We start from the raw sequence: 13,346 nt of genomic DNA, 5'->3' as shown, positions 1-13,346 counted from the left end.
TCAGCGAGTGCCTTTAGGGGCTTTTTGCTGGCCCAAGAAACGCCTCAAAATATTACATCTGAACGATATAGATCATGGCTTTAACAAACAAAGATTATTACAAGATTGCAATTCCGTTTATTATTTCGACCGTCACCCAACCTTTGCTTGGTGCTGTCGATACCGCTGTTATTGGCCGCTTGGGTGTTGCTGAATTAATAGGCGGGGTGGCTATCGGTACCGTTATAATGAACACGCTCTACTGGTTGTTTGGCTTTTTTCGGGTCAGTACAACCGGACAGAGTGCTATTGCCATGGGCAAGAACTGCAATGAAGCCAAAGCCAGCAGTTTGATCCGCCCTTTTATGCTGTCAGGGCTAGTGGGATTGATCTTTATTTTGACCCAGTCGCTTATTTGGCAGGGGGCTTTATGGGTAATAGAACCCGCAGCGGATGTTGCCGTCCACGCCAAGACCTACTTTGATATCCTCATATTTGGTGCCCCGCTGGTACTGCTTAATTATACCGTTATAGGTTGGTTGATGGGGCAGGCGAAGGTGAAGGAAGTCCTGTTTACCCAAGTCTTTGGTAATGTGCTCAATATTATCCTAGATGCCATTTTCGTTCTCTGGTTTGACTTCGGTGTCGCCGGGGTGGCGTTTGCCAGTTTGATTGCTCAGGCAACCACCTTTGCTATCGGTATGGCGTTGATTTTGAAAACAAGTGATTTTTCACTGTGGCAGTACCTTGGCATGGCAAAGATCAGTAAAGCCGATCTCAAGACCATTATTTCATCAAATACCGACTTGATGCTGCGGACTGTTTGTATTTTGATTTTCTTCAACATGATGGCACGAACCGGTTCACGTTTGGGGGCGGATGTGCTGGCGACCAATGCTATCCTGATGCAGGTAACCTTTATCATCAGCTATATGTTCGATGGTGTTGCCAATGCATCGAGCGTGTTTTCCGGAAAGGCTGTGGGTGAAAAGAACCCTGGCTTGCTCAAAGACGTGCTTAAGCTAAATTTCCAATGGACTACGTTGTTTGTGGTCGTGATGACCGCTTTCATTGCCCTGTTCAAGGATGACTTGGTCCTGTTGTTTACCCAGATCCCATCGATCATTGATTTGTTCGAAGGTATGTCGGCTTGGCTATTGCTGTTCCCGTTGGTAGCGGGTTATGGCCTGACGGTATACGGCATATTTACTGGAACTGGCACCACCCGTCCGGTTCGTGATTCAAGTATCGCGACTTTGGTTGTCTTCCTGATTGTCACTTACTTTACGGTAGACAGTATGGGTAACCACGGGCTATGGCTTGCTTTTACCCTGTTCTATGTTGGCCGTTTTGCCTTCCTGTACCCATTCATTTCTCAAGTTAAACAGAAGTGCCTCCAAGCTTGATGGCCCCTGGCTACAGGCGCACCTAGCAGTAGACACCTAGCATCCTCTAACTTCCTGCTGCTAGGTGTTTATTGCGGTATCCACTGGGCTGTAATAGCCTAAGAAGATAATGATAATCAGCCTAGTGGAAGCCACCGTGAAAATTGTCAGTGTCGATCAGACCAACATGCAAACCTACCTCAACCTGTCGCAACCCTATGAGGCAGAGTTCTCCGTCTATACCAAGAAAATGCCTGATGAAAATGGGCTGTTCGCTATGGATACCTTGATTGGCGGCAACGTGATGGGATTCCTGCTTTATATCGACAATGCACCGGCTGGATTGGCAGCGATTGCGGAGACGTCTGCGGGTCATTACGAAGTGTGCGATTTCTACGTCGTGCCTATTTTCCGCAAGAACAAGATGGGGCAGCAGTTTGCCCATCAATTGTTTGCCATGATGCCCGGCGAGTGGGAGAGCAAGCAAATCGATAGTGCGGTACATGCTATCGCGTTCTGGCGCAGGGCCATTGGTGCTTTTACCCAAGAAAGCTATGTGGAAGATATCTACCAGGACCCGTATTGGGGACCGGTAACCCGCCAGAGTTTCTCGACACTGCCGGCCTAAGGGCTATCCAACATCTCTCCAGTTCTATCTGTTATCAATCCTCCTGCAATCTCATAGACATGGAGAGGAGGGGGATTGGTCAGAAGCCTGTTCCTTGGCTATGTTTTAAAACTCGCCCCATCTTTAAATTCGCCTAAGTAAAACTGGATGCATAGCATTTTGTTTTAGTGTCATTATTGCGCTTTGTTGCATATCGCCATATCACGAAATAAGTAAAAATTCGTGTCAGGGTGGTGACTATTCCCCTTATTGTATTACAATAGCATTAATTGATTTATACCAATCCCCATACACTTTCATTGATATAAGAGAGTTAGCATGAGCAACCAAAAATCTCTTGATGCGATCAGGAAGATGAAGCTGGAAAATGATACTTCAGCTGGTAACCTTGTAGACCTACTCCCTATCGAAGTACAAAAGCGTGACTTCGACCTTTCTTTCCTAGACAACTTGAGCGAAGAGCGTCCTCGTCTTCTGGTTCAAGCTAAAGATCTAGCAGATTTTAAAGCGAAGGTGCAGGCTGACGAGTCATACTGCATGTTCGACGATTTCTGGAACAACTCAACCGTTAAGTTCCTAGACACAGAACCTTACGCAGAGCCACAGCCTTACCCAGAAGAAACAGTGGGTAAAGCGTCGCTATGGCGTCCTTACTGGCGTCAAATGTACGTTGATTGCCAGATGGCACTTAACGCAACACGTAATCTGGCAATCGCCGGTATCGTAAAAGAAGACGAAGAGCTAATCGCAAAAGCAAAAGCTTGGACTCTAAAACTTTCTACTTACGATCCAGAAGGCGTGACTTCTCGTGGCTACAACGATGAAGCTGCATTCCGTGTTATCGCGGCAATGGCTTGGGGTTACGACTGGCTACACGCTCACTTCACAGACGAAGAGCGCCAGCAGGTTCAAGATGCATTGATTGAACGCCTAGACGAAATCATGCACCACCTGAAAGTAACGGTAGATCTACTGAACAACCCGCTGAACAGCCACGGTGTTCGTTCTATCTCTTCTGCGATTATCCCAACGTGTATCGCGCTTTACCACGATCACCCGAAAGCGGGCGAGTACATCGCATACGCGCTAGAGTACTACGCAGTACACTACCCGCCATGGGGTGGTGAAGACGGTGGTTGGGCGGAAGGTCCTGATTACTGGAACACCCAGACTGCATTCTTGGGCGAAGCATTCGACCTACTGAAAGCTTACTGTGGCGTAGATATGTTCAACAAGACATTCTACGAAAACACCGGTGATTTCCCGCTTTACTGTATGCCTGTTCACTCTAAGCGTGCGAGCTTCTGTGACCAGTCTTCAATCGGTGACTTCCCTGGCCTGAAACTGGCTTACAACATCAAGCACTACGCGGGTGTTAACCAGAAGCCAGAGTACGTGTGGTACTACAACCAGCTGAAAGGCCGTGATACTGAAGCTCACACTAAATTCTACAACTTCGGTTGGTGGGACTTTGGCTACGACGATCTTCGCTTCAACATCCTATGGGATGCACCAGAAGAGAAAGCACCGTCGAACGACCCACTACTGAAAGTGTTCCCAATCACTGGTTGGGCGGCGTTCCACAACAAGATGACTGAGCGTGATAACCACATCCACATGGTATTCAAGTGTTCACCATTTGGTTCTATCTCTCACTCACACGGTGACCAGAACGCATTCACCCTACACGCATTCGGTGAGACCCTAGCGGCAATCACTGGCTACTACGGTGGCTTCGGTGTAGACATGCACACCAAGTGGCGTCGTCAAACGTTCTCTAAGAACCTGCCTCTATTCGGTGGCAAAGGTCAGTACGGCGAGAACAAGAACACAGGTTATGAAAACCACCAAGATCGCTTCTGTATCGAAGCGGGCGGCCAGATCACTGACTACGACACTGAGTCTGACGTGAAAATGGTTGAAGGTGATGCGACGGCTTCTTACAAGTACTTCGTACCTGAAATCGAATCTTACAAGCGTAAGATCTGGTTCGTACAGGGTAAAGTATTCGTGATGCAGGACAAAGCGACACTTTCTGAAGAGAAAGACATGACTTGGCTGATGCACACGACATTCGCTAACGAAGTGGCTGACAAGTCGTTCACTATCCGTGGTGAGAAAGCGCACCTAGACGTGAACTTCATCAACGAGTCTGCAGACAACATTCTTTCTGTGAAGAACGTTGAAGGCTTCGGTGAGGTTGACCCATACGAGTACAAGGATCTAGAAATCCACCGTCACGTAGAAGTTGAGTTCGGCGCGGCTAAAGAGCACAACATCCTAACGCTACTTGTTCCTAACAAGAACAACGGCGAACAGGTTGAGGTGTCTCACAAGCTTGAAGGCAACACGCTAATGCTAACTGTTGACGGCGAAACCGTTACTATCGAGCTGTAATCAGCCGAACAGTTTAAGCCTGTTCTAGATACAGCCAAAAGGCCCTAGGTTGAAAAACCTAGGGCCTTTTTCATTGCTGTAAAAGAAACAGCATCAGAAAGGGTGAGAGCGAAATGTTTGGGTGTGCATCAGGGGGAATTGATGCGGTTAACAATTCGCTCTCGGGGGAACCGTTTAGACGCTAGGTATTAAGCTATTTGTTTCCAAGTCATTAGCTCAACAGATTTTTCATTTCCTTGGCAACTTTATCAACCTTGCCCATGCCGACGATAACCTGCAGGCCGCCAGAACCAATGGTTACCACACCGGCAGCGCCGAGTGCTTTCATCGCCTCTTTGTCCGCAATGGAGGAGTCTTTTACCGTCAAGCGTAGGCGGGTGATACAGTTATCAACTTCAAGAATATTTTCCTTACCACCGATTGCCGCAATATAAGCATTGGCCAACTCGCCCATGTCTTCTTTGTTGACGCCAGATTGCTCATCTTCGCCGCGTCCCGGTGTCATCAAGTTGAACTTGGTAATGGTCACGCGGAAGATGCTGTAGTAAAGGCCGAAGAACACAAGGCCCTGCACAATTAGCATGTACCATTTGGTTGCTAATGGGTTCTGGCTCGAAAGTACTAGGTCAACCAAGCCTGCCGAGAAGCCGAAACCTGCCATCCATTCCATTGTCGCGGCGATGTAGAGTGAAATACCTGTCAGTACGGCGTGGATCAGGTAAAGCACAGGGGCGACGAACATGAAGCTGAATTCTAGTGGTTCAGTAATGCCTGTAAAGAAAGATGCCATTGCCGCTGCCAGCATGATAGAGAAGACTTTGTCTTTGCTTTTCTTGTCTGCGCATTGGTAGATAGCCAAAGCTGCACCCGGTAGGCCGAACATCATGATAGGGAAGAAGCCTGCCTGGTACATACCGGTCTGGCCAACGACTGCAGTACCGTTGGCGATAGATTGCGCACCGCCAAGGAAGTTCGGAATGTCGTTGATGCCGACAACGTCAAACCAGAACACTGGATATAAAGCGTGGTGCATACCGATGGTCAACATCAAACGGTTGAAGAAGCCGAACAGGCCTGCACCCACAGCACCCATAGACTGAAGCTGGGTTCCGAATGCAATCAATGCATCATAAATGACCGGCCAGACAACCAGCAGGATACAGGCCATTGCGATACCGGCGATTGATGTCAGGATGGGAACCAAACGCTTGCCGCTGAAGAAAGCCAGTGCTTTAGGCAATTCGACCTCGTGGAAGCGGTTGTAGATTTCAGCCGAGACAATACCGACAAGGATACCGACAAACTGGTTGGCAATCTTTGAGAAAGCCGCAGGTACCGCATCGGCTGGAATGTGTTTGAGCTGGGCAACCACCGCAGGGGAAAGCAGTGTGGTCAGTACCATAAAGCAAACATAACCGGACAGCGCGGCAGAGCCGCTTTTATCCCGGCTTAAGCCAAAGGCGACACCGATTGCGAACAACACCGCCATATTATCAATGATGGCAGCACCTGATTTAATGAGTAAGGCTGCCGCGACACTTTCCGAACCCCAACCGACGGGGTCCATCCAGTATCCAATCCCCATTAGGATAGCCGCAGCGGGTAGGGTCGCTACGGGTACCATAAGGGCCTTGCCGACCTTTTGTAGATATCCAAGTATGTTCATGATTTACCTTGTTATTTTGTGAGGTGAAGAAACTTTTTCAGGCAGCGCAAGCGCGCCCGGCAATCCACTTGCCAGAAATGAACTGTGAATTTAATGGCGCTCATCATCGGCAATTTCAGGGAGACGGACAAACGAAAAGTGCAGTAGAATGTATTAAATAATTTAATGCATGCCGATTTAGGCAGCTTAGTGATTGGAAGGGATAGTGGAGCGAAAACAACAACTGCTGGCCAATATGCATTCATTCAGCGTGGTGGCCAAATACCTCAGTTTCACCAAAGCTGCGCAGGAGCTTAATCTCACCCAAGGTGCGGTAAGTCATAGGATCAAAAACCTCGAAAAGCAGTTGGGCTTTCCGTTGTTTGTCAGGTTGACCCGCCGAATGGAATTGACGCCGGAAGGGGAAAGGCTGCTTTTGACCTTGAACCAGTCATTCGAAAGTATCTTCAATGAACTTGAGGATATTATAAGTAATGAGTTGAGTGGCGAGTTATATATCGGAACTTCCCCGGCCTTTGCCAGTAGTTGGTTGATGCCACGCCTTGGTAAGTTTCGTGAACTGTATCCGCAGTTAAATTTGCGGGTGAAGGTAAAAGGTTACCGGCCAGATTTTCAATATGAACCCTTGGATGCCGCTATTTTCTATAGTAGCGGCCACTACCCAGATTGTTACAGCTCCCGGTTGTTTGATGAGCGCCGTATCCCCGTGTGTTCCCCTGATTATGCGCGGCAGTTTGAACTCGAGGAGGGCAAAATGAACCGATTGGAGGACGTAACATTTATCCATGGTGACCGCTCACAAATTTGGTCTCGCTGGTTGGATAAGATGGGGCTGGATATCAATTGTTACCGCCGGACATGTACTTTTAACCTTTACGAGCATGACATCATGGCAGCAAGGCAGTCGCTCGGTGTCGCGATGGGCCGTCTTCGTTTTGTTTTGCCATATTTACAATCCGGTGAGCTTGTTGCTCCATTTGAGTCGATAAATAACGGTTTGGGCTATGATTTGGTATGTCCGGAAGGGATGCAGAAGCGGCCTAAATTCCAGGCTTTTGCCCGCTGGCTGGCGCAGGAAGTTGAGCAGGAAAATCAGTTTGATCTCGATAGTTCGGATATAAATATGTCCAAATGTTAAATTGATTAGCAAGTCACAGTTTTTTTCCGTTCCTCACAGGGGCACACTAAATTCTGAAATTATGGTAGGTAGGGATTTTTTTTGCTCTGATCTTCGATTAACCAATAAAAATAAAGAGTTTTTTTTCAAATAAGAACAGGATTAAACAGGTCGTAGTTTCATATGGGGGCGGCCTGCTCGCTTTGACAGAAATAGTAACGATTGAATTGCACTGTAACACTTTTGAAATAGTGGTAAACACCCTAGTTAATACACAATACAGCGAGGCATCGGACGTCAGTTCGGCGCCTTTTTTTTTGAGCTCTTTTTTAAGTTCAAAGTTTAATGAGCAAGCAAGGATGCTTACTGGTAAATAAGTTTAATTACCGCTTTTTTTGAGGCGGTTTTATTTGGAGTTTTGATGGAAAACTTATCCTATCTAGTGGCTTTCAATCACTTGTTTTTCTCCATGGTTGCTGTCGTTATCATGGTTTTACTCGCTCGTACCGTTGTTGCGGGCACTAAGTATTCAGCAGTGCTGATGATCGTTGTTTTCGGTCTGCTAATGGGTACGCTATTTGTAGAAAGTGGGCTTGCTCAACCTGGCTTGGGTGATTTCCCGGTTATTGTGTTGTTGGGCCAGACTACGGTCATTGCGCTTATTGCATCATTCTTCGTTGGTGGACAGGAAATCCGCCGCTTGTTGATGAAGCAGCTGGGCAGTGTGGAAAGCTTGGTTGAGCCGGGTAAACATGAAGTGTTCGTCGGTACCACAAGCACCCAATTGGTGTATGTGATCCGTGCATTCGTGCTACTGATGAGTATCGAGATGGTTTCTGCGCTGATTTCAGGCCGCAGTGGCTCTCACCCTCTTGGTGAGTCTTACATGGCGCTAGCGTATGTAGGCATGACGATTTCCCTGATCCTTATCGATAGCAAGGCGAAAATTGCCAACAAGCGTAACTACCTTGTACGCGGTGTGGTTGAAGTCATCGCTATTATTGCTGTTTTGATCATTTCGCTTCGTATTTCCCAGTTGGTATCAGGCTTTATCGGCCTACCGCAAATCTTCTTCGCGATGGTACTTTCTTCTGGCCTAGGCATGGCAATGCCTAAGTGGAAGTTGGGTCCAACAATGAACGCGCTCCTTTTTGCCGGTATCCCTGTCGTACTAACTGGTAGCTTCTTGGTGGGTGGTTCTCACATGATGGAAGCGTTTAGCATCCCAGGTCTACAGAGCGTAATCGTATACGGTTTTGCCGGTCAGATGTTCTGGATGTTCGGTGGTCTTGCTATCCTAATCTTCCTGGCAAATGCGAACCATGTGCGTAACTTGGCACCGGGTATGGCGGGCGGTCTGTCTCACTCAGGCCTGACCGGCGCATGTACAGCGGGTGATCTTGGTGCAACGGCTGCAGGTCGTGCGCCTATCATGATTAACGTACCTTTCCTAGGCCATATCTTCGTATTCACCATCTTGGCTGCAAGTGCAGAAAGCGGCGTACTTCTAGTGCAGTGGGTTGTTCCTCTTGTTCTAGTTGGTCTGGGCTGTGTTTACCTAGCAACCAAGAACCTACGCAAAGCTAATGGCAACGATGAGATGGAAATCAAAGGTTTGATGCAGTTCTCGTTCGGCTGGCAGATCACCGCAGTATTCGGTAGTTTCACCATCCTGCACTTTGCCGGTATGCCAATCGAAAACGCCTCTATGGCAGCAGCGTCTGGCCTATCTCACTTTGGTCTGTTTGCAGCAACCCAGGGCGGTATGTTCGGTGCGGAAGCGGCGAGTATGATCACCTTCATCTTTGCTACGCCATTCCTGGTTCACCCACTGGTATTTGGCCTGTTTGGTAAAGCGGCAGAGAATAATGGCCCGATGGCGAGCAAAGCGGTTATGGCCGTATTCATCATCGGTTCCCTGGGCGTGCTTTTCTCAGCATTCTCAGTGTAAGTGCGCGAGTTACTCAGTATCGCGTAACTTAATCGCCGAATAACCGAATAAAGCCACCGTCAGCAACTCTAAAAAATGAGTTGATGGCGGTGGCTTTTTTTACCCGCAATTTTCTATTGGTTGTGTTACAGGTGGTTGCGTTATCGGTGGTTGTGTTATCGGTTTCGTTGCTGTGTGATGGTTTGGCTTAACCACTGACAGAAGCATTCAACAGCAGGGGTATTGTGCTGACGATATAGGAAATATCCGGCCTCGGCCTTAATGGCGGGATAGGGGGTGACTAATCGGTTTTGTTCAACTTCGCTGCCCAGCAAGGCTTGGCGAGCAAGGGCTACACCGAGCCCCGCTTCTGCTGCTGCCATCGCCATATCGGTTCGATTGAAATAGTGTCCTTGCGGTAACTGAGCCAACTCTAGCTTCATCGAATCAAACCAGCTAAGCCATTCCTGATCTTTTTGCGCTCCCTGCCATGGCATTGCATCGTGTAGCAAAGTGATCTCTTGCCATATGCTTTCAGATTGCCAATTGAAACTGTTGTAATATGCCGGACTCATAACTGGGACGAGGTGTTCCTCAAGTAATAATTCGCCGCCGTTGGTATCAGTGTCGAACTGGCAGTAATCAATCACCAAATCCACATCATCACACCGGTGATCAACGAGTGCACCATCGGCAAAGGTCTGTACCTTGAGTTCTGGGTACTGGCGGTTAAAGTCATGGAGCTTGGGCACCAACCATTTGAAGGCAAAAGAAGGTGTGAGTTTAAGCCGTATTTCCGTACTGGTTTGCGGGGCCTTTAGTTCAGCTAATACTTGCTTGATTTGCCCAATACTAAGATCCACCACATCAAACAACTGCTTGCCACTGTCAGTCAAGGTGAGCCCGCGAGAATGGCGGTGGAACAAGGTGATATCCAATCGGTGCTCTAGTTGTTTGATTTGTTGACTCAGCGCCCCTGTTGTTAGGTGCAATTCTCGTGCTGCCTTGGTCAGGCTTTGGTGTTTAGCCACAACGGCAAAAGTGGCGAGGCCGGCGAATGTACTTGCTCTCACATTAATCCTCGAAATGACGTCATTTGATTGTGTTTAGTATTTCTAAACACAGCCCTTAAATATTATCGATTGTTAGCAGAATGTAAATAAAGGATTCTTGCTCGCACAATAATGCGTGCTTCATCCAGATTGGCTGGATGATTTGCTTTGGTTTAGTTTTGAGGATTGAGATGGAAGTTATTGTATTGGGTAGTGGTGTGGTTGGGTTGACCTCTGCTTGGTATCTGCGCCAAGCCGGGCATGATGTCACGGTCATTGACCGTCAGCCGCGCAGTGCTGAGGAAACCAGTTTCGCCAATGCTGGGCAAATCTCATACGGCTATTCATCACCTTGGGCTGCACCTGGCATTCCGGTCAAAGCCATGAAATGGTTATTGCAGGAACACGCTCCCTTGAAGATCAAGCCTTCGGTCTCGCCTGAGTTATATCTCTGGGCCAGCAAAATGTTGGCGAACTGCAATACGGCCCGATATCAAATCAATAAGTCCCGGATGCTGAGAATCGCCAATTACAGCCGCGAGTGCTTAAAGCAGCTGCGCAACGACTTTGATTTGAATTATGAGGGTCGCCAGCAGGGTACTTTACAAGTGTTCCGCACCGACAAGCAGTTAGAAGCGGTGGCAAAAGATATTGAGTTGCTGGCCGAAAGTGGCACCCGTTATCAGGAGTTGGATGTGGCTGGGTGCATTGCTGCCGAGCCTGCCTTGGCTGCGGTAAAAGACAAGTTGGTGGGCGGTTTGCGCTTGCCTGATGATGAAACGGGCGATTGTTATCTGTTCTGTCAGCAATTGACAGAGCTAGCCAAGCAAGCCGGGGTGAACTTTAGGTTTGATACAGAGATAACTAGGCTGGTAGTCGACGAGAACCGGATTAGCTCGGTACATACGAGTAATGGCGAGTTCAAAGCGGATGCCTTCGTGGTGGCGATGGGAAGCTATTCACCGCAGGTGTTATCTCAGGCTGGTATTGTTGTCCCCGTCTACCCAGTTAAGGGGTACTCACTGACCATGCCGGTAAAAAACGGTGAGGCTGCTCCTATTTCTACCGTGATGGATGAGACCTACAAGGTGGCGATGACCCGGTTTGATGACAGGATCCGGGTTGCCGGGACAGCTGAGCTAGCAGGGTTTGATTTGAACTTGGCAGAAAAGCGCAAGGCAACCATTGCCATGGTGATTCAGGACTTGTTCCCGCAAGGGGGCGAGATAGAAAAGGCGGAGTACTGGACTGGGCTAAGGCCAATGACACCAGATGGCACGCCGGTAATTGGCAAAACACCGATTAAAAACCTGTATACCAACTCAGGCCACGGCACGTTGGGCTGGACCATGGCATGTGGCTCAGGCAAGCTGCTGGCCGACATTATCAGCGGTACAGAAACGGATATCGATACTACAGGTCTGGATGTGTATCGTTATATCAACTAAGCCTGAACGCGGATTTTAAAACGGAGATTGCTATTTATTTTTGTTCTTGTCTTTATTGCGGTTCATGAATTTATCTATGTAGTGTATCGCAATAAAGCAAATAGCTGCAGCCAGTAACAGGATGATTAATATCTGATTATTGATATCCATAAGCTCTCTAATGATCCTACCTGATAATAGAACCATTATAACTTAAATGACTTATTGGGTAGTGCAATTTGGTATGGAAGAGGGATTTGTAACTGTGAAGCCGCTCGACTCGCGGCTTCACGCAATGTAATGCTCGTTAGCAATTGCCTTTTTTGGCTTGGCCTGGAGGGCAGAAGCTCCCGTTGCCGTGGCTGTGGTGACTATCTTTGGTTGACGCCTTAATGGTTACGCCTTCGACTTCCCCTTCAACATGGGTCAGTTGGCAACCTGTCAGGGTCACAGTGGCAAATAGCACAAGCAGCAAAGTGATTCTTTTCATCTTCAAAAGGGCTTAAGTAAAACTGGGGTGCGCACTGTATGTTTTTTGGCCGTGATTTGTGTCAGGGAAGTGTCAGCGAGAAGTCAATTTGGAAATGGTTGAAAGCGAGCCGGTAAAACCGCACTCGCTTTGTTTAAGTGAAATTGTAGAGTATCTGTCTTTAACCTAACTCATGGGGGTTAAACACAAGGCACCTGCTGGGTAATACAGTGGATGTTCCCCCCGCCCAATAGAATTTCCCTTGCATCGACGCCAGTGACTTTGTAGCCAGGGTAGAGGTCGTTGAGTAAGTCCTCTACCTCGGCATCTAGGTTGTCATCAAGCAATGGATAGACAATCTGATCATTGGTAACGAGGTAGTTGGCGTACGAGCCAGCCAAACGCTCACCCGGAGTACGTTCCATCCCATCAGACACATCAACCCCGCTGGCTTCATTTTCCGAGATAAACAAAGGCCCCGGCATTGGCAGTTTATGGACTTTGATTTGCCGTCCCTTCGCATCCGTTTGGGTTTCAAGCACATCTAATGCCTGACGTGAGATGTCATACTGCGGGTCATTCTTATCTTCACACCAAGTCAGCACCACTTCACCTGGGCGAACAACATGAATCAGGTTATCGACATGACCGTTCGTTTCGTCATTGTATAAACCACTTGGGATCCAGACGACTTTTTCCACTGAAAGGTAGTCGTAAAGGACCTGCTCGATGTCTTCTTTGGACAAGTCTGGGTTACGGCTTGGGTGGAGTAAGCACTCTTCGGTGGTATAAAGTGTTCCTTCGCCATCAACGTGGATGGAGCCGCCTTCGAGGACGATAGGCGCACGGTAGCTGGCATCACCATGGAATTCACACACCTTTTGTGCGACTGCATCGTCTTTATCCCAAGGAAAGTACAAACCATCGACCAATCCGCCCCAAGCGTTGAAGTGCCAATCGACGCCGCGCCTATGACCTTCCTTGTCAACCACATAAGAAGGGCCGATATCCCGCATCCATGAATCGTCAGTGCTCATTTCGACCAGGCGGACGTGGTCTGGCAGCATCTGGCGGGCGTTTTCAAATTGCTGGGCACTCACTACCATATTGACCGGGGTTGATTGGGAGATAGCTTCTGCAACTTTGACGAAGGTTGTCTGCGCCGGTTTACCCCCGAAGCGCCAGTTGTCGGTGCGCTCAGGCCATGCCATCCATACTGCGGCTTGTGGTTCATGTTCGCCTGGCATTCTGAAGCCGTCTTGTCGTGGTGTTGAATCAATTCGTTTGCTCATGGCT

10 protein-coding genes are annotated in these 13,346 nt (G+C 48.3%); 6 read left to right on the top strand and 4 right to left on the bottom strand.

What is annotated here, in order from left to right:
• Positions 1-74: 74 nt before the first annotated feature.
• The 3 genes from C9J01_RS06150 to C9J01_RS06140 all read left to right on the top strand — a co-directional run bounded on the left by C9J01_RS06150 (position 75) and on the right by C9J01_RS06140 (position 4,389).
• Complete coding sequence (locus tag C9J01_RS06150) at positions 75-1,385, top strand: MATE family efflux transporter (RefSeq protein WP_107297197.1); 1,311 nt, start codon at positions 75-77, stop codon at positions 1,383-1,385.
• A gap of 136 nt (positions 1,386-1,521) precedes the next feature.
• Positions 1,522-1,992, top strand: coding sequence for a GNAT family N-acetyltransferase (locus tag C9J01_RS06145; RefSeq protein WP_107297441.1), 471 nt, complete (start codon positions 1,522-1,524; stop codon positions 1,990-1,992).
• Positions 1,993-2,310: 318 nt separating this feature from the next.
• Positions 2,311-4,389 (top strand): DUF4962 domain-containing protein, encoded by a 2,079-nt coding sequence (locus C9J01_RS06140; protein ID WP_107297196.1) that lies wholly within the window; start codon positions 2,311-2,313, stop codon positions 4,387-4,389.
• A 211-nt stretch (positions 4,390-4,600) separates the two neighbouring features.
• Here the strand turns inward: C9J01_RS06140 and nagE are convergent, their stop codons facing one another.
• On the bottom strand, positions 4,601-6,055 hold the full coding sequence (gene nagE, locus C9J01_RS06135; protein WP_107297195.1) for an N-acetylglucosamine-specific PTS transporter subunit IIBC: 1,455 nt from the start codon (positions 6,053-6,055) through the stop codon (positions 4,601-4,603).
• 235 nt (positions 6,056-6,290) lie between these two features.
• Between nagE and C9J01_RS06130 the strand changes: the two genes are divergently transcribed.
• A complete protein-coding gene (locus C9J01_RS06130; RefSeq protein ID WP_107297440.1) occupies positions 6,291-7,193 on the top strand; it encodes a LysR substrate-binding domain-containing protein in 903 nt (300 codons plus the stop codon).
• A gap of 400 nt (positions 7,194-7,593) precedes the next feature.
• On the top strand, positions 7,594-9,123 hold the full coding sequence (locus tag C9J01_RS06125; protein WP_107297194.1) for a hypothetical protein: 1,530 nt from the start codon (positions 7,594-7,596) through the stop codon (positions 9,121-9,123).
• Between the two features lie 155 nt (positions 9,124-9,278).
• Here the strand turns inward: C9J01_RS06125 and C9J01_RS06120 are convergent, their stop codons facing one another.
• On the bottom strand, positions 9,279-10,175 hold the full coding sequence (locus C9J01_RS06120; RefSeq protein ID WP_237156883.1) for a LysR substrate-binding domain-containing protein: 897 nt from the start codon (positions 10,173-10,175) through the stop codon (positions 9,279-9,281).
• Positions 10,176-10,345: 170 nt separating this feature from the next.
• On the opposite strand from C9J01_RS06120, the gene C9J01_RS06115 reads away from it, so the two are divergent.
• Positions 10,346-11,602, top strand: a complete 1,257-nt coding sequence (locus C9J01_RS06115) for a D-amino acid dehydrogenase (protein ID WP_107297192.1) — start codon at positions 10,346-10,348, stop codon at positions 11,600-11,602.
• 286 nt (positions 11,603-11,888) lie between these two features.
• Here the strand turns inward: C9J01_RS06115 and C9J01_RS06110 are convergent, their stop codons facing one another.
• Entirely contained in the window at positions 11,889-12,071 is a 183-nt protein-coding gene (locus C9J01_RS06110; RefSeq protein WP_107297191.1) for a lipoprotein, read from the bottom strand.
• Between the two features lie 179 nt (positions 12,072-12,250).
• Entirely contained in the window at positions 12,251-13,342 is a 1,092-nt protein-coding gene (gene aguA, locus C9J01_RS06105; protein WP_107297190.1) for an agmatine deiminase, read from the bottom strand.
• Between the last annotated feature and the right edge of the window lie 4 nt (positions 13,343-13,346).

The sequence above is a fragment of the Photobacterium rosenbergii genome (genome assembly GCF_003026455.1).
GTDB classification, from domain to species: Bacteria; Pseudomonadota; Gammaproteobacteria; order Enterobacterales; family Vibrionaceae; genus Photobacterium; species Photobacterium rosenbergii.
Note: the sequence above shows the minus strand (reverse complement) of the source record. Positions and strands in the feature narration are given on the sequence as shown.

Coding starts and splice junctions, on each gene's coding strand:
- C9J01_RS06130 (WP_107297440.1), top strand. CDS start 6,291: ATGCATTCATTCAGCGTGGTGGCCAAATACCTCAGTTTCACCAAAGCT.
- nagE (WP_107297195.1), bottom strand. CDS start 6,055: ATGAACATACTTGGATATCTACAAAAGGTCGGCAAGGCCCTTATGGTA.
- C9J01_RS06150 (WP_107297197.1), top strand. CDS start 75: ATGGCTTTAACAAACAAAGATTATTACAAGATTGCAATTCCGTTTATT.
- C9J01_RS06115 (WP_107297192.1), top strand. CDS start 10,346: ATGGAAGTTATTGTATTGGGTAGTGGTGTGGTTGGGTTGACCTCTGCT.
- C9J01_RS06140 (WP_107297196.1), top strand. CDS start 2,311: ATGAGCAACCAAAAATCTCTTGATGCGATCAGGAAGATGAAGCTGGAA.
- C9J01_RS06110 (WP_107297191.1), bottom strand. CDS start 12,071: ATGAAAAGAATCACTTTGCTGCTTGTGCTATTTGCCACTGTGACCCTG.
- aguA (WP_107297190.1), bottom strand. CDS start 13,342: ATGAGCAAACGAATTGATTCAACACCACGACAAGACGGCTTCAGAATG.
- C9J01_RS06125 (WP_107297194.1), top strand. CDS start 7,594: ATGGAAAACTTATCCTATCTAGTGGCTTTCAATCACTTGTTTTTCTCC.